The 25,400-nt window shown below is 65.5% G+C and carries 24 protein-coding genes; 5 read left to right on the top strand and 19 right to left on the bottom strand.

The genetic code is table 11. The annotated features are described in order from the left end of the window. Positions 1–22: 22 nt before the first annotated feature. The 7 genes from SK854_RS14250 to SK854_RS14220 all read right to left on the bottom strand — a co-directional run bounded on the left by SK854_RS14250 (position 23) and on the right by SK854_RS14220 (position 8,284). A complete protein-coding gene (locus SK854_RS14250) occupies positions 23–517 on the bottom strand; it encodes a TadE/TadG family type IV pilus assembly protein (RefSeq protein WP_319975551.1) in 495 nt (164 codons plus the stop codon). Next, positions 514–954: a TadE/TadG family type IV pilus assembly protein gene (locus SK854_RS14245; protein WP_319975550.1), complete on the bottom strand. Its 441-nt coding sequence runs from the start codon at positions 952–954 to the stop codon at positions 514–516. Before SK854_RS14245 ends, SK854_RS14250 begins: the two co-directional genes overlap by 4 nt. A gap of 171 nt (positions 955–1,125) precedes the next feature. After that, the gene (locus SK854_RS14240; protein WP_319975549.1) at positions 1,126–3,477 is read right to left on the bottom strand and encodes a LysR family transcriptional regulator; all 2,352 of its coding nucleotides are present in this window, start codon (positions 3,475–3,477) and stop codon (positions 1,126–1,128) included. 409 nt (positions 3,478–3,886) lie between these two features. Continuing rightward, entirely contained in the window at positions 3,887–5,050 is a 1,164-nt protein-coding gene (locus SK854_RS14235) for an ATP-binding protein (protein WP_319975548.1), read from the bottom strand. After that, positions 5,047–7,218 (bottom strand): Mu transposase C-terminal domain-containing protein, encoded by a 2,172-nt coding sequence (locus tag SK854_RS14230; protein ID WP_319975547.1) that lies wholly within the window; start codon positions 7,216–7,218, stop codon positions 5,047–5,049. The genes SK854_RS14235 and SK854_RS14230 overlap by 4 nt, the downstream gene beginning before the upstream one ends. Next, on the bottom strand, positions 7,215–7,883 hold the full coding sequence (locus SK854_RS14225; protein ID WP_319975546.1) for a TnsA-like heteromeric transposase endonuclease subunit: 669 nt from the start codon (positions 7,881–7,883) through the stop codon (positions 7,215–7,217). The genes SK854_RS14230 and SK854_RS14225 overlap by 4 nt, the downstream gene beginning before the upstream one ends. A gap of 215 nt (positions 7,884–8,098) precedes the next feature. Then, the gene (locus SK854_RS14220; protein ID WP_319975545.1) at positions 8,099–8,284 is read right to left on the bottom strand and encodes a hypothetical protein; all 186 of its coding nucleotides are present in this window, start codon (positions 8,282–8,284) and stop codon (positions 8,099–8,101) included. Positions 8,285–8,493: 209 nt separating this feature from the next. Between SK854_RS14220 and SK854_RS14215 the strand changes: the two genes are divergently transcribed. The 3 genes from SK854_RS14215 (at position 8,494) to SK854_RS14205 (ending at position 11,607) form a co-directional block, all read left to right on the top strand. Then, the gene (locus SK854_RS14215) at positions 8,494–9,579 is read left to right on the top strand and encodes a tyrosine-type recombinase/integrase (protein WP_319975544.1); all 1,086 of its coding nucleotides are present in this window, start codon (positions 8,494–8,496) and stop codon (positions 9,577–9,579) included. A 4-nt stretch (positions 9,580–9,583) separates the two neighbouring features. Continuing rightward, complete coding sequence (locus SK854_RS14210; protein WP_319975543.1) at positions 9,584–9,904, top strand: helix-turn-helix domain-containing protein; 321 nt, start codon at positions 9,584–9,586, stop codon at positions 9,902–9,904. 383 nt (positions 9,905–10,287) lie between these two features. After that, positions 10,288–11,607: a hypothetical protein gene (locus SK854_RS14205; RefSeq protein WP_319975542.1), complete on the top strand. Its 1,320-nt coding sequence runs from the start codon at positions 10,288–10,290 to the stop codon at positions 11,605–11,607. A 71-nt stretch (positions 11,608–11,678) separates the two neighbouring features. Here SK854_RS14205 and SK854_RS14200 read toward each other — a convergent pair whose 3' ends face one another. From SK854_RS14200 to SK854_RS14145, 12 genes are all read right to left on the bottom strand, one after another. After that, the gene (locus SK854_RS14200; RefSeq protein WP_319975541.1) at positions 11,679–12,572 is read right to left on the bottom strand and encodes a type II secretion system F family protein; all 894 of its coding nucleotides are present in this window, start codon (positions 12,570–12,572) and stop codon (positions 11,679–11,681) included. Continuing rightward, positions 12,569–13,492, bottom strand: coding sequence for a type II secretion system F family protein (locus SK854_RS14195; RefSeq protein ID WP_319975540.1), 924 nt, complete (start codon positions 13,490–13,492; stop codon positions 12,569–12,571). Before SK854_RS14195 ends, SK854_RS14200 begins: the two co-directional genes overlap by 4 nt. Next, positions 13,489–14,940 carry a CpaF family protein gene (locus SK854_RS14190; RefSeq protein ID WP_319975539.1) on the bottom strand — a complete coding sequence of 484 codons (1,452 nt, stop codon included), beginning with the start codon at positions 14,938–14,940 and terminating at the stop codon, positions 13,489–13,491. Before SK854_RS14190 ends, SK854_RS14195 begins: the two co-directional genes overlap by 4 nt. After that, a complete protein-coding gene (locus tag SK854_RS14185; RefSeq protein WP_319975538.1) occupies positions 14,937–15,779 on the bottom strand; it encodes a chromosome partitioning protein in 843 nt (280 codons plus the stop codon). Before SK854_RS14185 ends, SK854_RS14190 begins: the two co-directional genes overlap by 4 nt. After that, positions 15,779–16,489, bottom strand: a complete 711-nt coding sequence (locus tag SK854_RS14180; RefSeq protein ID WP_319975537.1) for an SAF domain-containing protein — start codon at positions 16,487–16,489, stop codon at positions 15,779–15,781. Before SK854_RS14180 ends, SK854_RS14185 begins: the two co-directional genes overlap by 1 nt. 117 nt (positions 16,490–16,606) lie before the next feature. Then, positions 16,607–17,389, bottom strand: coding sequence for a hypothetical protein (locus SK854_RS14175; protein ID WP_319975536.1), 783 nt, complete (start codon positions 17,387–17,389; stop codon positions 16,607–16,609). Positions 17,390–17,445: 56 nt separating this feature from the next. After that, positions 17,446–18,219 carry a hypothetical protein gene (locus tag SK854_RS14170; protein ID WP_319975535.1) on the bottom strand — a complete coding sequence of 258 codons (774 nt, stop codon included), beginning with the start codon at positions 18,217–18,219 and terminating at the stop codon, positions 17,446–17,448. Between the two features lie 13 nt (positions 18,220–18,232). Next, a complete protein-coding gene (locus SK854_RS14165; RefSeq protein WP_319975534.1) occupies positions 18,233–18,907 on the bottom strand; it encodes a prepilin peptidase in 675 nt (224 codons plus the stop codon). Between the two features lie 267 nt (positions 18,908–19,174). Further along, positions 19,175–20,572, bottom strand: coding sequence for an FAD-dependent oxidoreductase (locus SK854_RS14160; RefSeq protein ID WP_319975533.1), 1,398 nt, complete (start codon positions 20,570–20,572; stop codon positions 19,175–19,177). 33 nt (positions 20,573–20,605) lie between these two features. Next, a complete protein-coding gene (locus tag SK854_RS14155; RefSeq protein WP_319975532.1) occupies positions 20,606–21,871 on the bottom strand; it encodes an MAB_1171c family putative transporter in 1,266 nt (421 codons plus the stop codon). After that, a complete protein-coding gene (locus tag SK854_RS14150) occupies positions 21,864–22,412 on the bottom strand; it encodes a protein kinase family protein (RefSeq protein WP_319975531.1) in 549 nt (182 codons plus the stop codon). The genes SK854_RS14155 and SK854_RS14150 overlap by 8 nt, the downstream gene beginning before the upstream one ends. A gap of 56 nt (positions 22,413–22,468) precedes the next feature. Next, entirely contained in the window at positions 22,469–23,239 is a 771-nt protein-coding gene (locus tag SK854_RS14145; RefSeq protein ID WP_319975530.1) for a helix-turn-helix domain-containing protein, read from the bottom strand. 200 nt (positions 23,240–23,439) lie between these two features. Here SK854_RS14145 and SK854_RS14140 point away from each other — a divergent pair, with 200 nt between their 5' ends. Further along, a complete protein-coding gene (locus SK854_RS14140) occupies positions 23,440–24,582 on the top strand; it encodes a diguanylate cyclase (protein WP_319975529.1) in 1,143 nt (380 codons plus the stop codon). Between the two features lie 240 nt (positions 24,583–24,822). Further along, positions 24,823–25,212 carry a hypothetical protein gene (locus tag SK854_RS14135; protein ID WP_319975528.1) on the top strand — a complete coding sequence of 130 codons (390 nt, stop codon included), beginning with the start codon at positions 24,823–24,825 and terminating at the stop codon, positions 25,210–25,212. Positions 25,213–25,400 lie beyond the last annotated feature (188 nt).

Below are 25,400 nucleotides of genomic sequence, written 5' to 3'. Positions count from 1 at the left end.
CGCACCAACGTGATTGGCTTCATCAGACCTCTCCAGTGCGGTTGAGTGACGGCGTGCCGCGCCATACATCGACCAGGGAGGAGAAGCTGGAGTGGAAGGTCCTGGTGCCCGGCACGCCCAGCGCTGTGAGGTCACTGAGGCCGACGCTGCAGGACACTGTCACGGTCACCGTGGATCCAGGCTTGAAGCCATTCACGTCAGTGGACACCGACAGCGCCTGACAGCTGATCCCTGCGGAGGCCAGCGCGGCGTTGGCAGTGGCTTCGGCGTTGGCGACTGCTTGCGATGATGTCCGAGCGAGGGTTGCGGCACGAGCCGCTTGATGCGCGACATCGTTGATCCGCAGTTTGGTCTCAGCCAGTCGACCGCAGAGCACGACGAGCAACAACAGCAGGGTCAGCAGTGGCGCCACGAGAGTGAGCTCAACTGCGGCGGAGCCTCGCACGTCCCGCCGAAGCACTGCGAACCCGGTATGTGTTACACGGGCGAACGCTGATTGGTAAACGAGTTCGGTCATGGTGCTGACACCTCGTCACCGGTCGGTGGAATGAATTTCTCCACGGGACCAACAGCTTCGGCTTGCACCGAGAAGGTGGTGAGCGGGATCAAGGCGATCACCGTTCCAGTCACTGTCACGGACGCTCGGGTCGGTCCACGTTGGATCTCCATCGATGCCTCCCTCAAGGGACCGCTCCCCAGTTGGGAGAGAATCTGCTGTCCCTTGGTGTACCCAGCTGCAGTGCTACCGCCTGAGACGCGCGTCGTAGACAGAGCTTGTGCGGCAGCGGCTTGAGCAATATGCGTGGCGTGCATGTAGAGCGCGAACTGTGCGCCAAGCAGGAGCAGCAGGAGCAGCAGCGGCATGGCGATGACGAGTTCTACCGTGCCAGCCCCACACTGATCGGCCCGCAGTCGATGTAAGCCGCGTCGCGCGTACATCCAGGCTGAACGCACGCCCAGCGTCCTTCGACCGGTTCTGTAGGGATTCTGTGGAGTTGGCGGTTGGGGCCGCGTTCTTGGCGGTTGGTTCCTGGGAAACGATCGCTGATGTTGATCGGTTGTCGTCCGGCAAGGTTGCGTTGAGGCATCGGAGTTGGCGCTTTCTGCGATCATGGTTGCGGCTTCTTATGTGTTGAGGGCGTGGTCGAGGTGTTCGCGTGCTTGTTGGCATAGTTGTTCTCCGAGGGGTGTCAGCGGTCCGATTGGCTGTGGGTGTGGGAGTCGGTGGAACAGCAGTCCGCCGCAGGCGCGTTCGAGGAGCTGTAGCTGGGAGGTGAGGGTGCACTGGTGAACGCCGAGTGCGCTGGCTGCCTGGTTCAGGCTCGGGTAGTGGGTCATGGCGAGGAACCGCTCGAGGCGATGGCGGGATTGCCGTCCTATCAGGGATTTCCGGAGTAAGTAGGGCATGTCGGCTGGGTGGCCGGCGATCGTGCCGGTGGTGATGCAGTCGGTGCCTCCGCTGCGCGGGCGTCGTGGGATGCCTTGTGCCTCAGCAAAAGCCCGCAGAGTCGCTTTGCGGCACCCGATCTCGTTCGCGATGTCGGTGAGTGAACGGTTCCAGGTGGTGTATTGCTCGCGCAGCCAGTCCGGGTCGACGAGGAAGATCCGTGTGGGATCGTCGGGGTGTGGATCGGCTCGATATCCGATGGTGCAGCCGCCGCGCGGCATCGGGATGATGGCTCCGGATCGGTGCTGGCGGTAGGGAGCGTGGTCGATCGGGTGCTGGCGCAGCACGTATCGCAGGTGGTGGCTGGAGATCCCGAGTGTGTCGGCGATGATGTGTGTTGGTGCCCAATGGTTGTGGGGTGCGGAGGACCACTGGGTCAGCACGGCTTCGTGGATCGGGCCCGGATCGGTGTGTTCGGGGTCCGCGCCTGGCCATTCGGTGACCGTGGTCCAGTTGACGGGCGGGTGCCATGTCAGGGGTTCGTCGCTGATGCCCGCTGCGGTGAGCGTTTCTTCGGCGTGTGCGGTCAGTGCCGCGACGAGGTGAACGGGCAGGCTGGCGCAGAACTCGACGAAGTCTGCCCGTGGTGCCCCTTCGGGAAGCCGGTAGGGCTCAGGTGCGGCGGCCAGGTTGCCGGCGGTGAGTAGCTCGTAGAGATAGCGTCGGGCCAGGCCCAGGCGGCGTTGCCCACCGCTGCGTAGACCGGCGTCGCGGCAGTACCGGGTCCAGGTCGGTTTGTCGATGAGGTCGATGTCAGCGACCAGGTGGCGCCGACGGGCGTAGTCGATCGGAATGTCGTGCTGGTCGAGGGCGAGTCCGAGTTCGGTGAGGATCCGCAGTGCGGCATCACCTCGCGTGATGGCGGTGAGGCGGCGGAGTTGGTGAGTGACATGGGCGGGTTCTGGCTGGTGCGGCAGCAGCGGAGTGAGTTCCTTGAGCTGCAGATTGCTGTGCGGCAGCAGCAACGCGACGATCAGTGCGGCGCGGAAGGCGGAGCCGTCGAGGCCGTCATCGTCGACCAGCCGGATTGTCCAGACCGGCCAGAGTTGGTCTGGCAGGCGGCGTGCGCGGGTGAGCGCGGGATCGGTGCGTCCGCGTGGGCGTGCAGTGTCGGCGGGAAGGGTTGTGGCGTAACGGATGCGTTCGATCGGGGTCAGGGATGTGTCGCGGGCTCGGGCGATGCGGGTGATCAGCGCTGGACTGGCGGTCCGCCAGGAGAACGGGACCGCACGCGATCGTGGGCCTCGGGAGCATCGTGTGACCAGCCGGGCCAGTGGGTCCTGCCCACTGCCGGCCGATGGTGCGGTCAGAATTCCGACGGCGGTGGTGAACGCGGTCGCGTCGGGCAGCCGATGGTTGAAGCCGCGCTGTGTGGCGACATCGTCTTGGGTGAAGTGCAGGGCAATGAGCGTGACATCGGTCAGCTGTTCTTGTGCCCGTTCACGTTCGCGCGCGGTGGCCGCCGGGTCGCGCATCCGCGACAGCGTGGTCGTGATCAGCTTCTGAGCGGCCGCGGAGGGCTCCCCGTCGTGGCTGGCGTGATGCCGGCCGGTGGCGGTGAGGTCGTGGTCGCAGAACGGGCAGGACGACGAGGTGAGGGCGATGCCGGCCGGTGTCCTGCGGCTGGGTGGCGTCGTGCCGCAGGCGGGACAACGCTCGGCCAGCGGCTGGTCGTGAGCCGGGCAGTAGAAGCGCAGCGGGAGTGCCCACGCGTCCTGCCAGGGTGTGCCGTCGGCCAGGCAACCGGGACAGAATCGGCTGGAGAGTTGAGGTGCCCAGACCCGCAGGACGTGCTCGGGCGGGCAGGGCCGGCAGGTGGCGAACATCCCGTTCACCTCGTCGGCGGTGAGCCCGGCCGCGGCGGCGATCGCCACCGCATGCTCAGGTCCGGGCGGCATGCCGGAAGGAATGCCGGCGGCGTGGGCAAGTTCGGCGCGGGTGACACCCAGGCGAAGTGCGTAGGTGTGCCACCACAGTCCGAAGGGTTCACCGGGCAGCGGGGCGAGGGTGAACGGAATCCGGGTGATCATGGCGCCTCCCCGGACAACCTCAAGCGGGGCGCAGACAACAGGCTCTTCCCATGTGCCTCGCGGCGGCGTACTGTTCCCGCCTCGCCAATTCCGGGCGGCCAATTAATTATTGGAGTAACTACCGTGTTTCTCACGTCGGACATCTTTGACAAGATGGAGTCTAAAGAGATCGAGCAGTATTCAAATTTATTGCGTGGACTCGTCGCCAGATTAGTTGTGGATGACTTAAAGGAAGACCATCGCAGATCTCCGAGAGTCCTGAACGCCAAGCACTTGGCGGCCACGGATGCGAGACGAGCGCTCGAGTCGCTGGAGGCGTATCGGGAGCTGATGGCCAAGCCGTCACCTGGTGAGCGGTCGTCCGACGGAGCAGTCCAGTCGAGTTGATAGCCGAAGCGCGTGGACGAGCTCATGCCGCTCCCTCCTTCTGGGTGCGCGGGGTTGCGTGCCCTGCTCGTGGGCGGGTGGACAACAGCCCGGCTTCGATAGCGGCGTGGAGTTCGCCGCGGGCGGTTTCAGCGGCCTGATCGATGCGCACGGCGTCGAGCAGGCCGCCGGTGAGGGTTTCGGTGCCGGTTTTGATCGCCCGGTAGCAACCGCGGCTGATCAGCGACATCAGTGAGGCGAAGTGTCCGGTGCTGCGCGCGAACAAGTAGTCGCTCAGGTCGTTGGCGAGCATGCCGCGGTGGGTGTGGGCGAGTACGAGTTCGCGTTCGATGCCGAGCAGCAATTGTCGCCAGGTGCGCCGTCCCGTGGCGGTGCTGATCTCGAACGGGGCCAGGGACAGCACGTTCCAGCGGCGGGCGGTTTGTGAGAAGGCGGCATCGGTGCCGGACAGGCCCTCGTCAAGAAGGCCGCGGGCGCGCAGCCCGACGCCGACGAACAGGAAGGTCACCGGGAAGGTGTTGGCCAGCCATTTGAAGTGGTTGGCGACCTCGCGGCCGTCGCGGCGGTTGACGTCCAGGAAGTGCACGTCATCGACGATGATCAGCCGGGTCTTGCAGTGGGCGACGCAGTCCGCGGCCCGGTGTGCCAGGAGGGTGGCGCTGCCCCGGTCGACCCCAGGCAGGCCGAAGAACCGGCAGAGCATCGCGTTCAGGCTGCGCATGGTGGTGTTGGAGGTCAGGCCGAGATAGATCACCGGGATGCGCTGCCATGATCCGTCGTGCGTGGCACCCTCGGGGCCGTGCAGGTCGATCTGGTCGCGGTGGAACACGCGCCCGAACGCCATCGCCGCAGTGGTCTTTCCCAAGCCGGGCAGGGCATCCAGCACCGCGGCGGGCTTGACCTTGTCGCCGTCCTGGCGGTTGCTGCCCACGATCTCGTCCAGTTCCTCGAAGATCGCGTCGACTGCCGGGGTGCGGATCGGGCCGAGGTTGGCGTGCCAGAGCGCGCGGGCGTGATCATGGCGCAGCCGCGCCGCGCGCGGCATGGCCGCGAGCTGCTCAGTGGTGTGCGCCGGCGGCCGGGTCCGGGCCTCGGCGTCAGCGAAGGCGAACCAGCCTTGCTTGCTGCACGGATTCCAGTCCCGTTCCTGCAGCGCCGATGCGCTCAGGGTTTGTTCGCGGCTCATCGCAGCACCCCCAGCGCGTCGGCGTAAAACGTCTCGTCGTCAACAGTGGTGTCGTCTGCGGTGTCGTCGAGATCCAGCTCGTCGACCATGTCGTCGTCCCCACCTGGCGGCACCGACTTCCCGTCCGCAGGGGTGGGCTGGCTGGCGGCGGTGATGGCCGCCACGGTGGGCAGCGCCACCACCTCGACCACCTCAGCCACGCCACTATCCATTGTGGAGTCGGTGAGTTGAGCCTGGCGCTGCTGGCAAGCCCGCACGGCCATCCGCCGCTCCGCGGGGTGGCGCACCAATCCCGCGTCCCACCGGTCCAGCAGCTCGGCCAGCGACCGGCGCGGGTCGACGTGACGCCCTGAGACCAGTGCCAGACGCCGGGCGTAGGCCACGGTCTCGGCCGAGAACGGCGTGCCGAACGCGTCGGCGTGTTCCCACGCCAGTTCGTGCCAGACGTGGTCGGCGGGATCCTGGAAGTAGATCCTCGATGCGTCGTCGGGGTCGTAGCGCACCGGCCACTTGCCCGCGTGGGCACCGGTGAACGGGCTGGTGCGGTTGCGGTAGCCGGTCAGCGCCGGCCCGTTGTAGCGCAACCCATGCACCTCAACCCCATAGTGCTGGATCGTGCGCCATGCCACCGGCAGGAAGTCGAATGCCAGCCCGGGATGCGCGGGGATGCGCAACCGCCCAGCGCGAGCCAGACCCGCGTCGAACATCTCGGCCGGGGACAGGTCCAGGCCGGGCACCCGCGGTTCGACCAGCCCGCCATGCCGCCGGTGGTGGTAGATCCCGGTGATCCACTCCCGGATCACCTGCTCCAGCTCATCGAGGAAGAAGTAGGCGCAGCCCTCCGGATCCGCACCCCGGCTGTAGATGTCGGGCCCCTTGTAGCCGGGCAGCGCGGCCAGCAGTCCGTCCCGCAGCGTGCGGAAGAACCGCTCGACCGCGGCCTTGTCCGTCGGGGTCAGTGGCCGGGCAGGCTGCACCGAGATCCCCAGCCGCTCACACACAGCCATCAGATGCTCGGACAGGTAGATCTTGCCGTGGTCCACCACCACTGTCTCCGCGGCCACCTCCGGCAGCCCCGCCCCACGGGCCACGCGTGTCTGCGGGTCGAGCCAGGCATTGTCCGCGTCCAGCACCACAACGTCCGGCAGCCCGGCGTAGGGCAACAACCCGGATCCGGTGGACCGCCGCGAGGCCGGGCGCAGGGTCTCGAACAACACGACCGCGGCATCAACAGCCTTGGTCGACACCGGGGACAGCCTCATCCCGGTGATCGACCGGGAATACAGGTCCATCGCGACCGTGAGTTCTACCCCCACCCAGCGCAGGGTCAGTGGCTCCATCGCGAACACGTCCAACGGTGTGGTGTCCAGCAGCACATACTCGCCCGGCCGACTCGCCCGCAACCGCCCATACACTCCCTGCGGGCGGTCCGCGATCGAACGCTTTCCCTTGGTGGAGCCGGTAAACGCGTTCGTGCCGCGGGTCAGTTCCGTGAGCACCGCGCGGGACTTCTTGATCGCCGGTGCCCGCACCACGCCCGTCCCGTGTTCGGCGTCCAGCCGGGCAGCCACCCGTGCCAGGACCAGATTCTTGGTCGGCCGGGAGGCCTCGGTGTGCTCGGCCAGCACGATCCGGCACATCGCCAGCCAGCGCTCGTCCACACCGGACAGAACATCGGCGGCGCGTGTGCAGCGGCGGTCCACCAGCCCTGCCGGTCCGGATTCGCGGAACGCTGCCATCCACCGTTCCAGGGTGCGCACCCCAGTGCCGATCTCGGCGGCCTTGGCCGTGTAGCGGTCTTTCAGCGGCAGCGACGGGTCATAGCCAGGGCGAGGCTCACCGGCCGCGGCGGTCTCCGCGTGACCGGAGACGTACCCGGTCAGCAGTTCGCGGACGTGCCCCAACCGAGCATCCAGTTGCTGTTGCTCGACATCGGTCAGATCGTCCAGCAGCGACCCGATCGCCTCCGGCACGTCGTCCCGCGCGTCGAGGAGCCGAGTACTCGGATCGCCGAGTAGCGTTGCGGTGCGTACCCGGATGCTGCGGCCACGATGTCCGCGCAGCACCACGCTGTCGGAGTCCATTGCCGACACGGTGTAGATCTCGCCGTCATGCATCAGCCGGGTGCCGTCCCGCAGCGTGACCGTCCAGGCCCGTTGTCCACTCATGCGGCACGCTCCAGCACCGTCGAACCCGACAACGGAACCGACAAGTCCGCACGCAATGTGCCTCGCCAGAGCAGATGCAGCACTGCCGGACGGACCTCACAGAACTGGTGCGGCAAGGCCGCTTCCAACGCACCCAGGCTCACCGGTTCCTCGACTGCACCCTCGATGCGGGCGACCAGGTCGGCGGAGACTCGTTCACGGTGCCGATACCCGGCCAGGAACCGCACGTTGGCCAACACTGCCTCGTCAACCTCGGACCACACCTCGTGAACCCAGCCTCGTCCCGCGAACACGCTGCCAGCCCACGCCAACGCCTCGGAGACCTTCGGGTCACCCAACAGCTCGGCCGGTTTCACGTTCACGACCGTCACCACACCGCTGCGGTCCACCAGAAGGAAGTCCGGGACGTGCCGGCGTGTCCGGCCGTCCGAGCGTCCGGTCACGTGAAACGGTTGCGCCGCAATCGAAACCACCCGCGGATCGAAATCCGCCAGCAGCAAGCGCGCCAGCTCCAAACGGCTCTCGTACACGACATGCCGTCCCATCGTTGCCGACCAATGCCAACCCGAGTAGTGCGCTTGACCCCGATGCCAGCGGAACACCCGCCAGGGGCGACCCGCCACCAGCTCTGTTGTCCGCACCATCGCCAGCTCCGTCTCCTGCACAGAACCCGAGTGATCCTTGAACCTCAGCCGAACATGTCCGGTATCCATGAGGCGCGATGCTGCGACCACGCATCCGAGATGCCTCGGAAACACGCCCGCCGACCGCCAACTTGACGACTAACCGCCACCCGACCGCCAAATGCACGGACCAACCGCCAACTTCGTTGACTCCCTACACGATTCGGCGGTTGCTGTGAGGCATGGTGATCACCGGCCTACAGGTTGATGCTGTTGGCTTTCTGGATGGCCTTCACCGCTAGGACGGCGATGGCGGCGAGAGCAAGTGAGACCAGCAGTGCGGTCACTACAACCGCTTCGGTCGAGTAACCGCGGTCGTCGTTCCGTAGCCGCTCCACCCCGACCCGGATGTGCGCGACTAGAATTTGAACCTCTGTAAACATCTTCTTCTCCCTAGAAAGTCCTATCTCGACAGATCACCGCGCATCGGGAAACCCGCGAGTTCGTTCGCGGGCGGAACTTGTTGGTTTGCCTGCCTTGCAGGTGGTGGTGGGTTCACTCGATCGCGTGGATATGTTGACGTCCGGTCGCGAATCCTGAAGGTATGTCGGAGATTGCGATGGTTGGTCGTCTCCGATGAAGTGAGGTGCCTGTGGCGCTGGCGGTAGTGCGCTCGCTCGGGTCCTCCCAACGGCTTCGGACGCCGCAGGAGCTTGAGGACTTCGAGCAGGAACTCGTCGACCAGTACGTGCTGGCGATGGTCGGTGCCGGCCTGACCGACAGCTATGTCTCTGCCGAACGCGCGGTCGTGTTCGACTTCATTCGGTTCGTCAGCCGTCCAGTGTGGACAGCTCAGCCAGCCGACGCTGATCGATACCTCGTGTATCTCCGGCGCGAACGCGGCTCGGCGAAGTCCACTGTGCGACACAAAGCGCTGTCGCTGGCGGGCTATTTCGACTTCCTGATCTCCCGATACCAAGCCGAAATCCATCTGCTGACCGGTCATGTGGTCTGCCAGCCGATCGACGAGCACAACCGGCCGTCCCGCACCGAGTACGGCGCTGGTCGGGTACCGCCGTCGGAGTCCGAAGTCGACGCCTTGTTCAGTGCGTGGGCCGCCAGTCTCATGGAGACCCGTAAGTTCCTGCCCGCGGCGCGTGACTATTTTGCGGCGTCGCTGTGGCGGAGGGCCGGGCTGCGGATCCAGGAGACCGTGATGCTCGACATTCGTGACTGGCGGCCAGATCTGGGTGAGTACGGAAAGCTGCACGTGCGGTTCGGCAAGGGCAGCCACGGGCGCGGCCCCAAGACTCGCCTGGTGCCTGCGATCAACTCCGTTGATGCCTTGATGTCGTGGTGGCTCATGGACATTCGCCATCAATTCGGCGATGACTGGGCCGATCCTGACGCGCCGCTGTTGCCCAGCGAACGACGCGACCGCGATACCGGACGGTGTCGCCGGGCCGGAGACGACGCGCTGCGTTCCGGACTGGCCGGCGCGGTGTGCTGCTGGCTCCCTGCCTGGGAGGGCAAGCTCACGCCACACGGACTGAGGCACTTCTGCGCGTCGTCGCTCTACGCGCGTGGCCTGGACCTCAAGGCGATTCAGGACCTGCTCGGCCACGAATGGTTGTCGACCACCACTCGCTACATCCACGTCCAGGCCGAGCACATCGAACAAGCATGGGACGCCGCCAACCAGCGTGTGGCGGCGCGTCTCGCTGGCGAACAGGAGTGAACCGGTGCAGTGGAACCTGCGACTCAAGGCCGCCGAACGCGGGATCTGGAAGTCCACCGAACTCAGACGGCAGCTGGCCGAGGCTGGCCTGGAGATCAGCGCGGGCAAGATGTCCGGCCTGTGGACCGGCACCCCAACCAGCATCAGACTCGACGACCTCGACATCATCTGCACGGTCCTGAACTGCCAGCCCTCGGACCTGCTGATCTGCGAACCCGGGAAAGTCGTCGCCCGGCGTCCTACCCAGCGCACGCACGCGACCGCGGACGGTGTGGCTGTCGTTCGTCCCCGGCTTGGCCGCAACCGGACAACACCACCGGCATGACCAAGGTGCGGCAATGCGCCCGCTGCGGTGTGCGTCCGATCCCTTACTACGGCAGGGAATGCTGCTACGACTGCGTTCCGCGTGTGTGGAAGAGGCCGCCGCGTTGCAAGCGATGCGGCTCGACTGACAACTACTACGCCGGCAATCTGTGTCGGCACTGCCACCGGCAGGCGCCCGTTGTCGAGTCGTGCCGGGACTGCCTGGCCTGGGGCGTCACTCGTACCTACGGTGGACTCTGTCAGGGCTGCCACGGCTGGCACAAACGGCTTCCTGAACCGGCGGAGCCGTGCCCATCCTGCAGGCGGTTGGTCGTTGTCAATGCCCGCGGCTACTGCCGATTGTGCTGCCGACAGGCCCATCTGGTCCGGCCCGCGCACGAGAGCATGGATGTTCGTGACGCCAACCGGAATGGCCAGCAGTTGTTCATCGCCGACCTGTTCCGCGAGAAGCGCCCCGACCCTGTCGCTGAACCCGCCCCGCAAGGAAAGTGGCCCGCGCGATACCCGGTAGCTCACCGCCAGCTGACGCTGTTCGACCTGCTGCGGCGGCATCCACGAACACGGCGTTGCCCACTCGTCCCGCCACTGCCGGACTTGGAAGCCGCACTGGACAACGTTCTTCTCGGCCACGCTACGAGCTTCGGCTGGGGGCAAGGCCTCATCGTCAACACCCGCGGCGCTATCCGAATTCTGCTCGCCCTGCAGGACACTCCCGGGGCAGCAATTCCAGCCAGTGACGTCAGCGCGGTCACGAGAGGACGGGAGCTCAACAACCTCAAGTCGGTCCTGGAAGTCCTCGCCTCCGCCGGAATGCTCGACGACGACCGACAACCCGCTTTGGACGGCTTCTTCGCCCAACACGCCGCACGACTGCCCGAACAGATGGCGCACGAGTTCAGCCAGTGGTTCACCATTCGCAGGCACGGGACCGCCACACCGCCTCGCTACAACCCAACCGGCGAACCAACACTTCGCCGCCACATCGCCAGCCTCGGCACGATCCTCAACTCCTGGGCCGAGGCCGGATACCTGTCGCTTCGCGAAGTCGGCCGGCAGGCGATCCTCGATGCCCTTCCTGCCAGCCCAAAAGATCAGCGGCGAACCTTGTCCGGCGTACGCGATCTGTTCCGGATCCTCAAGAGCAAGCAGGTCATCTTCAGTAATCCGGCGACGCGGCTGCCTCGCATCGTGGTGCAGGAAAGCGAACCCCTGCCCATGGAGCTTGCCAAAGTCCGCGAGGCGCTCACCTCCGGCAAACCGGTTCGTGAAGCCCTCGCAGCTCTCATCGCGTTCCATGCCCTGTGGCCCCACGAGTTGTGCAGCCTCCTGCTGACAGACCTTCGCGACCATCAAGTCCATATCGGACGAAGAGTTGTTCCCTTGGCACCACAAGCCCGAGAGAAGATCGCCAATTGGCTGAACGAACGCGCACGACGATGGCCCACCACCGTCAACCCGCACTTGTTCATCAACGGGCACACTGGCGTCAGAACATGCAGTGTCACGCCAACCTGGGTCAGCAATACAATCGGCGTATCCGCTGACGCCATCCGCCAGGACCGCATCCTGTACGAAGCAGCAGTGACCGACGGAGACGCCCGACGGCTCAGTGACTTCTTCGGTATCACGACCCAAGGTGCCGAACGCTACGTCCGCACGGTCTCCAGCCGCACCGCCAGTTCGGCAACCCAAGGGTTCTCGTAGGATCATTTCAGCACCTCCGTCCTTCGGTTCGTGGTGACCAAGGCTTCAGAATTCGTGAACTCACGGGGGTTTCAGAGCCCTCCCAGCACGCTTGCCAGTGCTGGGAATCCGATGAAGATCAAGAAGGCCCCGAAAAGGATCACTACGGGCAGACTCATCCGCTCGGTAGCGGCTTGACCTTCTCCTTCAGCGTCAGTGAGTTCACGCGTGCGGAGCGCGGCCGCTTTGGCTGTGAGGCTGAGGCGCACGCGAGCTCCTTCGGTCCCGGCGAGGCTCACCGACGCAGCCAGCTCGGACAGCTGGTGCACATCGAGTTCAGTGCCGAGCTGTCCGAGCACGGACCAAGGCGTAGTTCGGGTTAGCTTGGCAGTGACCAGTGCGCGACGAAGCTGCTGGAATGCCCATCCTTTGCCGATGCCGACCGCATCGGACAACGCGCCGTCGACTCCCGCACCACCTGCCAGCAGGACCCGGATCAGGTTGAGGTAGGCCGACAATGCATGGCGGAAGGTAGAGCGGCGTCGCTCGGCCTCCTGTCGAACGCTGAGGTCTGGGAACAGGAAGCCGCCAAGGGCAAGAACGAGACTCGCGACGGCCGGTACCTCCCAACCGAGCCCTACGTCAGCCACGGTGAAGATCAGGTAGACCAGAGTCGGCAGCAGCAGCCCCGTCAGCGCCAATGTGGCCTTCTCGGCGAGATGGTGCTCAATGCCCTTTCCGGTGACCGCTAGGTCGTTGCGCAGCTTGCGGTTGGGCAATCCGAGCATGCTCAACGGCTTGACGAACGGGCGGCCAACGCGCAGAGCCCATCCGGCGGAGTCCGCGGCGAGGATCGGTGGCGGCGCGGGCATCGTCTGCAACCGGTCGACCAGGGCTCGCAGCGGCGGCCGCGGCGGGAAGGCATAGATCGCCAACGCCCACAATCCGACACCAAGCCCAGCTCCCCACAGCAACGTGCTGATCATGACGGCGCCCCCTTGCCGATGAGCAGGTCGTCAACGTCCACCTCGGTGTCGTGCTGTCGGATCGCTCCCAGCTCGGTCAGAAACCTCTCGGATCCGCGCAGGCGCGCAATCCTGGCCAGCCAAGCGAAAGCGGTAGCGAACAGCGCGCCTACGAGCAGCAGCATGATTTGCCCGAACGCGGAGTCGTACGGCGCGAGATAGCCACGGTTGAGCAGCACCAAACCGACGGCGAAGGACAGCGTGGTGATCACGATGACGCGCACACTGGTTCGAGTGCGGGCGCGGCCGGCTTCGACGCGCATCCGCATCGACGCTTGTTCGCGTGCCTCGCTCGCGAGTTCACCAAGCAGGTCGGCCAGCTGGCGGGCCTGGTGCTCTGCGGCGAGAACGAGCGCGGAGATCACCAGGTCGGCCGTTGGATCGTGCAGCTGGCCGGCGAGATGACGCAGGGAGGGTGCGAGGCGTTCGCCGCGCTCCAGCCGGACGGCGAGCTCGGTGATCTCGTCGCGGATGGCCACGGGACAGGCTGGGGCGGTAGCGAGGATGGCCTGTTCCAGACCTGCAGCGGCCACAAGGGTGTCGCGCAGCATCTCGGTCCACCCTGCGATCGCCTCGATGCGTTCGAGGTGGTGCTTGTGGTCGATGTTCGAGCCGAGGATCCGCGGTAGGCCGACGACTGCGAACGCGGTCAGGACAGCACCGATCACCCACCCGGTGACCGCGCCGACAGCCAGGCCGGCGAGGACAGCCACGGCCAGCCAGCCGACTTGCTTGCGGTCGGGGCGCGCAGCGAGCCAGACGCTCAGCCGCGACGAGGTAGCCGGGCCCACAGAGCGGCCACGCAGCCCTGCCACGATGAGCAAGACACCTGCGGCTGCGCTGGCGCCGAGCAAGCCGAACAGGGCAGCGGTCGCGGTCACGGTGTCCACCACCCGTCGCGCCGCTCGAACAAGTCTGGGTCGTAGCCGAGCTCGACGAGCAGGTCGAGGGTGTCGGTGCGCAGCGGAGCACCTGGCACCGCGCGCAGATCTGGGCCTGGTCGCCAGACCTCGTTGCTGATGATCTGGGCGCCGTCGGCTCCGACTACTTCGCGGATGGAGGAGACGACGCGTTTGCTCGAGTCGTCGCGTGGCTTCTCGAGGTGCACCACGAAGTGCAGGGCGGCGGCCACCAGCAGGTTGGTTGCCTCCATCGGCAGCCGTTCAGGTCCTTGCACTGCATAGGCGGCGAGCTTGGTGAAGGCGCCCTGGCTTGAGCTGCTGTGCAGGGTGCCCATGCTGCCGTCGTTGCCCATGGACATTGCGTTGGTCAGCGGGATGACCTCGGGGCCGCGGACCTCGCCGACGATGACCCGGTCCGGCGACATTCGCAGGGACTGCCACACCAGGTCGGACAGCGAGATCGCGCCCTGGCCTTCGATGTTCGGTTCGCGTGCTTGCAGTGCCACCACGTCGGGATGCGCATCGGCATCTTCGTCGAGGCCGAGCTCGAAGACGTCCTCGATGGTGATCAGTCGCTCCCACGGCGGGATGGCCGATGCGAGGCCGCGTAGCAAGGTGGTCTTGCCGATGGCCGTACCGCCGGTGACCAGGATGTTGCGCTTGGCTCGCACAAGTGCCGCCAGGAAGCTCTCCAGGGCGAGGTCGAGGGTGCCGTTCCCCCGCAGCTCGGCGAGCGTGACCGTGGTGAACCGGTGACGGCGGATGCTCACCGATGGCCGTGTGGTCACCGCCATGACGGCCGAGACGCGCTCTCCGCCGGGAAGCTGGAAGTTCACGATCGGGCTGCCGCGGTCGAAGCGCCGTTCCTCGACGCCGCTGCGGGTGGCCAGGTCGCGGATGAGCTCGATCAGCTCGGTATCGGATCCCACTACCGGAGGCAATCGATGGCGTCGACCGTCAGCGCGCTTGACGAAGACTCGGTCGCCGTTGATGTTGATGTTCTCGATGTCGGTGTCGGCCAGCAGCGGCTCCAGTCCAGCCAGACCGAAGACTTCGTCGAGAACCTGGTTGATCAGCCGCTGCTCGACGTCGGGCGGCACGAGCATTCCGCCGGTGGCGGAGTTGCGGAGTTCAGCCTGAGCGTGTGCCTCGGCAGCGTCGGTCAGGATTGTCTGGGCGAGCTGACGGCGGTGCGGGCCGTCGATCGGTGGCCGGCCGGCGGACTCGTCAGCACGAATGCGTTGAGTGAGCTGGGAAGAGAGCTCATGCCGCAGGTGCTGGCGCAGTCGTTCGATGGCCGCGGTCCCATCGATCGGCTGGTAGGGAACCTGCGCGGGTCCGGGCATGTGTTGTGTCGTGAGCAGGTTCGGGCCGGTGCCGTTGGCAGATCCGGTCAGGCGTGGATCGCCGAGCTCGGAGCGGGTCATGGTGCCACCACCCCGTTGCCGGAGCTCGGCGCGAGCGGCTGCGGGACGGCACTCGAGGCGAGTTCTCCTGGACGTGCCGGCCGCAGTTGCGATGCTTGGGTGCCGTGGTGGATCGGCGGTTGTGAGTTCACGTGGACGTTGAGCGCGATCTTGGCGGCAGCACGTCCCAGCGCGGACTTGCTGGGGGTACGGCGGCTAATGCTCTGGCCGCACAACGTAGCTGCACCCTTGTTATCGCGAGGCACACGAGCCATGACGGGGATGCGAAGGGTCTGGGACACCTCTGCGGTTGGGTAGCCGTCTCCAACCAGGACGAAGCACGGGCGGCGCGACCACTGCTGGGCAGTTTGCAACTTGAGTGCGACGTGTGCGAGCTCGTCATCGTGAGGACGAGCGACGAGCAGCATCACGTCAGCGCTGCGGATGATCGCGAGCACCGGGGAGTCTGGGTCTACCCGACCGCAATCGGCGATGACCGTATTGCCAGGCTGGTCAGCGGCGCGGCGCAGCGGCGACAACGGACCCGACGCCAGGACGCCGAGGGCCGCGCGAGCCTGTTCAGCACCAACCGGTCCGAGCACCACCCGCAGTCCCCCAGGCAGGAGCTGGGTGTGCTGGGCAACCAGGTTGGGGTCGGCACCGCCGCGGCGACGGGTTGCTGCAGCCAGGCTGACCAGACCGGGTGTGTCCCGCAGGCGGAAGCGGGCCATGAGGTCACCGCCGGCTGGGTCGACTTCGACCACGATCGGGCTCTCCTGGCCCGGCCAGCGGGCGCCGAGCGCCGTGGCCAGGGTGGTCACGCCGGGCGACCCTTTCAGTGAGCAAACGGCGATGAGCATTAGCGGACTCCTCCCGCGATCACGACCAGACTCAGCTGACCTGCTGGGGCAGCAGCCAGGGCGCGTGCGTCCGATTCGGGCAGTTGCAGGGACACCACGGTGGTCTGTTCTGTCTCGCGCGTCGCGACGCCAGCCACCACTGCGGTCCACGACGATGTCTGCCCGGTTTCCGTTGCCGTTCTGGGTGTCGTGTTCTGCCCCTGCGTGGTCAGCACCGTCACCGTGGTTCCGGGTGACAGGTCAGGTGGAAACTGACCAGGCTTGAGTCCCACAGCGGCGATGGCCTTGCCAGGTACGGGAATCAGCGGTGAGCCGAGAACTGAGCGGCTTAGCAGAGAACCGGCGGGCAGGCTGAATGCCATGGGCTGTCCCACCACTGCGGACGTAGCCGCCGCGGGCATGAGGTCCATGCCGCTATTCCTCGGCATGCCGATTTGCTTGAGGTCCTGCGCAGACAGGATCTGGCCTACGGCAACGGGACGGGCCAGTGCAAGTACGGTCTCGCGGTCACCCAGCTGCATGCCGGTGAATACGCCTCCGGCCGCGCACACGAGAACCAGGAGGACACCAAGCAAGAGATACGGCACGCTGCGGCGCCGAGCACCGCCGGTCAGACGCGATGGAGCCTTGCCATCACGGCCAGCCCACGCGTTCGACGATGCCTTCCGCTTCGTCGTATCTGTGTTGGTCGAAGCTGCGGCTGTTGTCACCGCCTACCTCCTTCGGGCATGACGCCATCGCGACGCGTCGACTCAGGTGTCAGACGTGCCTTGTTTCCAACCGGGTATTCGTTGCGTGCGCCCGCCGTCGTCAAGCAGGAGCGCCGTTCAGCCGGCCGCTATCCCCTGGCTTTCGGCCACTCGCAGGGCCACTACGGCTGAGGTCGTCATGTTCGGGAACGTCCCGGCCTGTCCTGCACCGGACCACGTCACGGTCCAGTTCACCGTGGCAGTGACAGAAAATGCGTCGGCAGGTTGCCCTGCTGAAGACTTCCGGTAGGTGTAACCGCAGTCAGGCGATGTGCTCTTCGGATCGCGATCTGCGGTGTAAGGAGTGCCCGAGGTGCTGCAGGTGGTCGAGCCGCCATCCCCCATGGACCAGGTCACTGAGACGGGCTTGGCCACAGCGGTCACGGACACACCCGGTACGGAGGCGGTGGCCGAGACTGGCGTCCATCCGTTTGAGAGCCACAACCATGTCGGGAGGTTCACCAGTTGGGTTCCGCCCGGACTCGCCGAGATAGCGGGCCGCGGCATCTGCAACCGCTTTCGGGCGATCTGTGCGACCTGCTCAGGTGATGGCGTCGCGGGACGCTGTGCGCCAGTGGGGATCCAGACCGGACCGTGCGAGTCAGGATCCTTGCCATCCGGCGAGCAAAGCACCATGAACCAACCGCCAGACTCCTTCTGCTGACCCTCCGGCGGCTGGCCGTCGACTGGTACGTAGCGGCAGCCGAAACCTTCGTCGCCAGAGGCGTCGTTGCCGCTGGTGTTGTTGTGCCCGTGGCTCGTCGAGTGGTCGGGGCGAGTACCTGCCGAGACGTCGCACACCGGAGATGGCGACTGGTTGCAGTTCGTTCCGCCCCAGATGTCATCGGCGAGTGCCGGCACTGTTCCTGCGCACAGTCCTACCGTTGCCAGCACCGCCAGTGTTGTAGTTCGTCTCATCACTTACACGTCCCCAGGTCGTGGACGCCGAAGTCGGTTACCTTCCACTTCCCGTCCGCTTGTTTTTCCACGATGGCATTGATGAGTCGCCTGCCGCCGGGCGAATCGTCAGCAAGCTGACCGTTGTCCTTGCGGTACTTGAGCGCGTTTGTCGAATCGCCGCAGTCGGTGATCGTCACTTTCAGCGGATCACTGGCCGGGTCCACGGTGGACACTTGAGGGCTGAGGGTTGGACTTCCCTTCGTGACCAGCCCCTTGTCCTGATCCGCGCGCAAGCTGCGCGTCAGCTTGTCCAATGCGATCCCTGTTGCATGCTTCCCCAACGCGGGAGACTGCCAATCAGACGTCGCCCCCGCCGCGGCGAAGGCAGACCACATCTCCCGATAGGCCGAGACCGCACGATCTCGAGCGACGTCGACAGGAACCCCCGTTGATGACGACGGCGGTCGAGACGCCGAACCATCATTCGCACGGTCAGCAGCGTGTTGATCGCATGCCGTCAGTGCGCTCACCACGCCTCCCAGAATGAGAAGGCGTACAGCCCTTTTCATCGCGGCCTCCAAACGGGATACGTGAACAGTGGTGCCGAGGTGGCCCCGCGAGGGCGCGGGGGCCACCTCGACCGGCACGCCCGGCGTGAAGCTGATGTCCGGGCGGAGGTAGTCGGCAAGGGCAACCTGCACGGTCAACATGAAGATCGTGGTCGAGCGGTGCAGCACCCGCGGTGCTTCGTACGCGATGACGGGGCTGTCGCCCTTGAGCGGCAGACACATCACGTCACCTCCGTCACGCGTGAAGAATCGTGTAGATGGACCCCACGATCAGCGCAGGCCCAAGAGCGGTGCGGTCGCGGGACTTGATGCGCCTCGAAGCGAGCAGAGCCAGGTTCGAGATCGCCGCGAGAACGAGCCCCGCCGTGAGTCCGAATAGGACGTAACGCCATCCGAACCATCCGAGGAAAGCTGCGAACGTCGCTGCGAGTGTGACGTCGCCGAACCCAAGGTCCGCACGAAGCCGAAGGTAGATCACAAACCACACCACGAACACCACCACGGCGGCCGCAACTGCACGAGCAAGCGGTCCAACGCTGCGCTCCGCGACTCCAATGACGCTGAACTGGACAAGTCCGCCAGCAAGCAGTACCGCGACGACGCGGTGTGGTAGTTGGTGGCAAGTCCAATCGATCAACGCAAGCAGGAAGCCGAAGATCACCATCCAGGCTACGACCGCCACTGCTGCGGAAGGCACCACCCGAATCACGTAGATCAACGTGGCGCTGAGAAACGTTGATGCCGAGAGAAGCGGCACCCAGCCGATCATCGTCACGAGATCCCACGACAGCGGCTTGTCGCGCGCTATCGACTGGCTGAGCATCAAGACCGTAGGCCCTGCGACTGCGCCGAGCAATCCACAGAACAGGAAGATCGACATACTGCCTTCCAGCGATGTCAACGTCCACACGGGACACCTCCTCCTGCTTCTGGAATCTGAACTTGGAGCTGTCTCCAAGGTCTACACCGTGACCCCCTACGTGCTTCAACGTGCGTAAGGCGCTGACTTTGAAGTCAGTATGAGAAGCCAAGAGGGATGATCACTCGTTTGGGTTAACGCTGAGCTATTCGAGCCAGGACAGTGGCGCCGCGGTGGTAACACCCTGCGTCTGCCCATTCCGGGCCAACCCCTGCTCACTTCTGAGCAGCATGCATCGAGCGCAGTTCCTGCTGCTGGCTACGAACTCGGTCGCGAGGATGTGGGCCGTTCGTCGGCGGTGAGAGGAGGTTCGATCCGTGCTCGCCGTCGCGGGCCTAGCAGGGTGCCCAAAAGGACGCGAGGAGTCAGCAGACGGCTGGGAGGTCCCGAGAGGGTGTAGACATCCAGTTGCGCGGCGGTGACAGCGGGGCGCGCGGTTGCTGCCGAAGTCACACGATCCAGGAACCGTTGTTGCAGGCGGGCCACGGGGCCGGGACGCGGCCCAAGCGTTGTCGGGTAACGCAGGTCCTGGCGGGTGGCCATCTCCCAAGCGAGGTCGGCTTCGTCGGCGATATCGCGTTGGATGCGATGAGCGCCGTTGTCGATGCCGTGCCGTTGAAGTCCTGCGTCGAGGGCGAGTGCGCCGCGAGCGGCGATCGCCATGCCGTGTCCGTAGATGGGGTTGAAAGTGCAGGCGGCGTCGCCGAGTACGACGAATCCGCTCGGCCAGTCCGGTAGATCGTGGAAGTGGCGGCGCCGATTGCCTGGGATGCGGAAGCCGCGGGGTGAGGTGAGCGGCCTGGCCGTGTCGATGAGGTCAGCGATGATGGGATGGCGCAGGCTTCGGGCGTATGCAGCGAACCCCGTCTCGTCGGTGGGTGGTTGGTGGTCGCGGGTGCCGACGAGGGTGACGATCCATTGCCCGTCTTCGATGGGTACCAGTACCCCGGCTTTGACGTAGTCGGTGCGGGCCGGGTCGGACATGATGTTGATTTCAGGAAATTCATCCCTGGCAGCATCTGGCGCCTTGTACAGGCGGGTGCTGTAGAAGACCTGCGGATCGATGTGCACCTCGGCCGGTGCTGAAACCCCGAGCGTGGCGAGCCACTCGATGACGGCGGAACCATGGCCGGTGGCGTCGACGACAAAGTCGGCTTCGATCTCGCTCGTCTGCCCGGTCGGCCGATCCCGAAGGCGCACCCCGGTGACTTGCTTCGGACCCCCGAGCAATCCGATGGCGTCGGTGGCCTGGCGGACGCTGATGCAGGGATCGGAAAGGACGCGGCGCCGGACGATCCAGTCGAGCAGACTGCGACTGCAGGCGATGAGGTACTGCATCTCCTCGAAGCGCTCGTACCATCCGCTCGAGACCAACGCGAGAAGGCGGTTGGGTGCGCCGATGTGCTGCGCACCGTGATCGAGCAGTTCTCGGGTCGTGCCAGGCAACAGCTCGTCCAACGCGCGGGCGCCGCCGGAGACCAGCACGTGGGTGTGGTGGGCCTGTGGTGTGCCACCGCGAGGGACAGGTCCATCCGGCAGTCGGTCGCGCTCGATGATGGTGACCATGTCGACATGACGGGCCAGCACAGTCGCAGCAAGGGTGCCGGCCAGCCCACCTCCCAGGACGACAGCGTGCAACGGCTTTCCGGTGGGCATGGGCGAGCGTCCTTCCCGAATGGCTGCCAGGGCTTAGGGATGCGGCTGTGCGCGCACGGACCGAGTTGTCTGGGATGCAGCCAGAACGGCCTCGTCGCTCAGCGGACTGGTGAAGGCACGCGCGATGAGAATGAGTCGTCGACGTTCGCCAGCGAAGGCATGTCCGGCGTCATCGGTGTCATCGGTGTCGTCAGCGTGAGTCTGATTTGGACGGTCTACGCTGCTACCACCAGCCTTTCGGGCCAGCAATGCAGTCTTGAGATAGACGGCTTCCTCCAGGGCCGCGGTTTGCGCGGCGTCAAGGCCAGCTTGGTGTGCTTGCTGTCGAGCAGCAGCAGCCAGATTGGCATCGCGCGGCGAGGAGAGCTGGTGGAGCCAGTCGTTGATCTCGATGACACGCCAGAACAGTCGCCTCCGAAGGCTGAAGCGATCGACCAGCGAACCGGGCGTGTGCACCATTTCCGGCTCGACACTCCGCAGGGCCCGCCACAGGTCAGCGAGCGCACGGTAGTCACGAAGGTCGGCACCGAGGTGCGTGACGCGACCCCACACCGACGATAGGCCGGGCCCCCAAGCGGCGATACTGTTGCCCACTATCACCAAAGGCACGCCAAGGACGGAGAGCGCCGGCGCGATCTCGCTGCTCCAGAAGCCCAACTCGGCACCGAACCAGCTGCCGATCACCGCGGCCAAGCTGATGACGCCATAGGCGACCGGGAACAGAATGCCCACTGCCGTCAAGCGCAGTCCTCGACGCAACCAAGGTCGATCGGCGGTTTCAGGATGGTGAGACCACTGCCAGCACAGGCGAACAACGTTGGCCACGCCGATTGCATAGGACAGGAAGTACAGAACCAGGAGTGGAGCCAGGTAGGGCGCTCGTGCGTATGCGGCAGCGAAGTCGAGGTGATGCTCGGCAGGACGGTCGCCGAGAAAGAACAACACGATGATCGTGGTCGCAACGCTCGTGTAGGTAAGCGCCAACCACCGCGAGGTCTTCCACGCCGCCGCCGGCGGATGCAGCCAGTAGATGAGCATGGTTTGTACCGAGCACACAAACCCCAAGGCAAAGCAGAACCCCAGCAAGATCGAGAGGCTGTGGACACCAGTCACTCTGTCCAGGTTCACACCGATCGTTGGTGCGGCCAGCAGCACTGCGGGGGCGGCAAACAGGCAGGAAACGCAGACGGGCCGGATCGCCGGTTTGCGATCAGCCGGAGCGTGGCGCAGTGCTTGGTACTTGTACAACCCCAACGCTGCGATGCCCAGCGCTGCCACGAAGAAGATTCCGTCAACCATGGCGACCTCGCGGGGAGTACCCGAGGGTGTACCAAGCCCTGGTGGCCAGGTCGTCGCGGCCAGGCTCGAATGGCGGGGTGTCCTGGCGCTGGGCCCAGTCGATCAGTCCTTGCGTTAGTGCGCCGGCGACCTGGTCGGCTTCACGTTCCTCGGCGCGTGTGAGTGTCGTGCGTCCGGCGAGGATGCGCAGCATGTCCGGAGACAAATCGGGATAGAACAACGCGCGAGCTTCCTCTGCGGTCAGCTGCATGGGCCGGTGGCCGCAGAGCATGTGCGCTATCTCGTGCAGCAGGATCAGCAGCCGGTGCACCCAGCTGCGGGCGGTGGTCACGATAACGACGTGAACATCGTCGTCGGTGACTGCCCAGAGCCCGCTCACCCCGGCGCCCAGGTCGTCGAATCGCAGTCTGACCTCTCGCTGCAGGCGCTGGGCCATCACTTCGCACAGGCGGAGGCACACGGTCTCGGTCGTCGCCGAGGGCGCGAGGTCCAAGTCGCGGATCAACTCGTCGCGCAGGCCTCGCAGGTGCCGAGCTTTCATAACCGCATCACCACCCTCCACAGCTCTGCTGCTGCGCCACAACGAGATCGCAGGCATCAGTCGGCCGCTTCATCGCGAATCACCTCGGGCTCGCCTTCACCAAGAGCACCGGACAGGTCGAGAGCGGGTTGCTCCAGCAGCCGCCGCAGCTCCTCGGACTCGATCTCAGGCCGCAACGCGCGCACCAGCGCCAGCACCACCTTGGTCCGCACCTCGGCCGAAGGGGATGTCGCTGTCGCCCTCAGGATGACTTCGTTGACCCCCAGGCGCTCCATCGTTTGATGGGTCTCCAGCTGCTCCTCCACACGGGCAGCCAGCTCCTCGTCGAAGAAGTAGGCGGGCTCCGCACCGAAGGCGACAGCCAGGGCGATCACGTGTTTGAGCTTTGGGCTTGGGTTCTTGCCGCTGCGCAGGTCACGAATGGTGTTCGGGGCGATCGTCCAACCGTCGTCGCCAAAGGCCTCCGCCCTGCGGCGCACTGCAGCAGCCACGGCTTCAGACGTGACTTCCCCCTGGCCTGGCGGGTGTACCAGCGAGAACAGGCGGTTGAGCTTGACTGCGAACGGACGGCCGGGCAGATCTGGCGTGCGATCGCGGCGGCCTCCGACGAAGAAGGCCGGGTGCACGTCTAAGGGTTCAGACAAGGCGAGGACGGTCTGCAGTGTGGGCTCGCGGCGCCCTTTTCGCAGGTGCGCGATGTAGCTATGTGTGACGCCGATGGCTTGTCCGAGCTCGACGTTGGAGTACGGCCGTCCAGTGCCGACTCGTTGAGCCGAACACAACTGATCAAGCACAGCCGCGAACGAAGGCCACGCCTGAACGTCCATACGTCCACCCCCGGCCCGAACTTGTACCCAATTGAGGACTCTTCACCAGATCGGCGCATTCTGGTTGAAGTCTTGCTCTCATCAGCCTAATGTCACGGACACTCGCCTTCAACCGCCCTGAAGGGTGACAAACCTGAATCAGCAATCCAGTACAACTCCGGCGAGTGACGCCGGGTAGAGCCGTTCGGGGGACCGTCAGGATGACTGCGCCAACTACAGCCACAGCCACATCGTCACGACCGTGTGAAACGCCACCCCGGCAGTGCGCATCGTGCGGGCAGCCGCAGGGGAGCTGGGACCGGGACCGACTGACAGGCTTGCTCAATCGGTGGGGCTGGGACGTTCACGCCCCACACGCCCTCGACGAGGCCATACGCCGTGGTCGGCCGGTCACGCTGCTCATCATCGACCTCGACCACTTCAAACCCGTCAACGACGAGTTCGGTCACCCCGCTGGTGACGCCGTCCTGCGTGCAACCGCCCATGTGCTGCGGGACGCCGTGCGCGACTCCGACCTGGTGGGGCGTTTCGGTGGCGACGAGTTCGTCGTCCTGGTGCCTGGCGCAGACACCGAACACGCTCTCGCCGTAGGGCGACGTGTTCATGCGGATATCGCCGCGATCAGCCTCGCCCCCACGGCTGCCACAGGTATCAAGGCGAACCTCAGCGGATTCAGTGCCTCCATTGGCATCGCCGTTCACACACCGGGTGCGGATGATGCCGACGTCGATAAGCTGCTGCTCGGGGCCGATGCTGCCCTTCGGCGCGCCAAGCGCGTAGGACGCAACACGATCCGCATCGCCTCGCCGGCACTCGATACCGGACTCGACGATCCCGACGGGCTGCTTAGCAAACCCGGATCGTCTCGGCACGACTATGTGCCTCTGCAACGGCCGTCGCCGTGCACGACCTGCCGCACAGTCGCCCCAGCTCAAGAACCGACGTACTGGTTCGGCCTGTACAAACTGCTCCAGCTGCTGAAGGGCGAGTGGGTGCCGGCCATCCTCGGCGCACTCGCTGACGGCCCTCAGCACTTCTCCGAGATCTTGGCGACCATTCACAACACCGCGATCGGGCAACCCGACTCGGACCGCTGGTTGCACGACAGCATCCTGACTCGGACCCTGCGCAGTATGGAGGAAAAGAAGCTCGTCGTGCGGCACGAGGAACCTGCACGGTTCCCGAAGTCGACCACGTACGAACTGACCCCGTTGGCTGCAACACTGCTGGCGGACCTCGCACCCGCCGTGCAGTGGGGTTCCACCCAAGATGCCTACGGACACTCTGCGGATACGACAGGAACCTACGGCACCGATGAGCTATCTCTGCGCTCCGCCGTCTAGAACGTTCCCGACCCGAATGTGTTGCTGGCCCAGGACAGCTGTTGCCCGCATGGGCGGGGCAAGTTCCATGAGCGCGCCTTGGCGCGGATATGCGCGTCACCACGATGACTCGTTGATCGTCTTTGTCGGCATGGTGCGATCGCGGCCGCCTGGGAGCGACTTCGGCGATACGATCTGCCGCATCATGTGCGAGCGCACAGACGACCCCGCGGGCAAGGCGACGCCGTCATCAACGATCCGTTGCTCTCGACCCCGGTAGCCAGACTGCTGGCACTGGCGATGGGCACCGGCATCCGGGTGTTCGACGTGCCCGCGGCGCGCAGTGTGGGACTCGCGGCCCTGGTCGGTGTCGGCTCCGACAAGGACGGCGAGCTGCAGTGCTCGATCGGACTCACCGACGACCTGGACGACGACCTGCGCGCCGACGTGCTGGCGTTCGGCCTGGCGGTGCTCGTCGGTACGCCGGAGATCCTCGACGAAAGCCCGGACGGCGTCCTCGGGATCAGCAGGCAGCGACTTCCGCAGGCCGACAACGGCCCCGGCAACCTGGCCTGGCACATGTTGCAGATGTGCGGCCGCGAGTCACCATCGGCGACGTTCCGGCTGATGATCATCCAGCCCAACGAGTAGACCGATTCCTGCTCGAACAGGCGACTTCCGCGGGCGACCCAGCGTCATCCATGGAAGGCACCATCTTCATCTCTCGTTCCGCCTTTCACCGGGTCGCTGATCTGTGCAGTCATCCGTTGTTGCCTTCAACGGCAAGTCAACGTGTTCACTACGGTGGCGAGGCGTTCAGCAGCCAGTGGTCGGAGAAT

This window comes from Lentzea sokolovensis (assembly GCF_033949975.1).
Classification (GTDB): domain Bacteria; phylum Actinomycetota; class Actinomycetes; order Mycobacteriales; family Pseudonocardiaceae; genus Lentzea; species Lentzea sokolovensis.
Note: the sequence above shows the minus strand (reverse complement) of the source record. Positions and strands in the feature narration are given on the sequence as shown.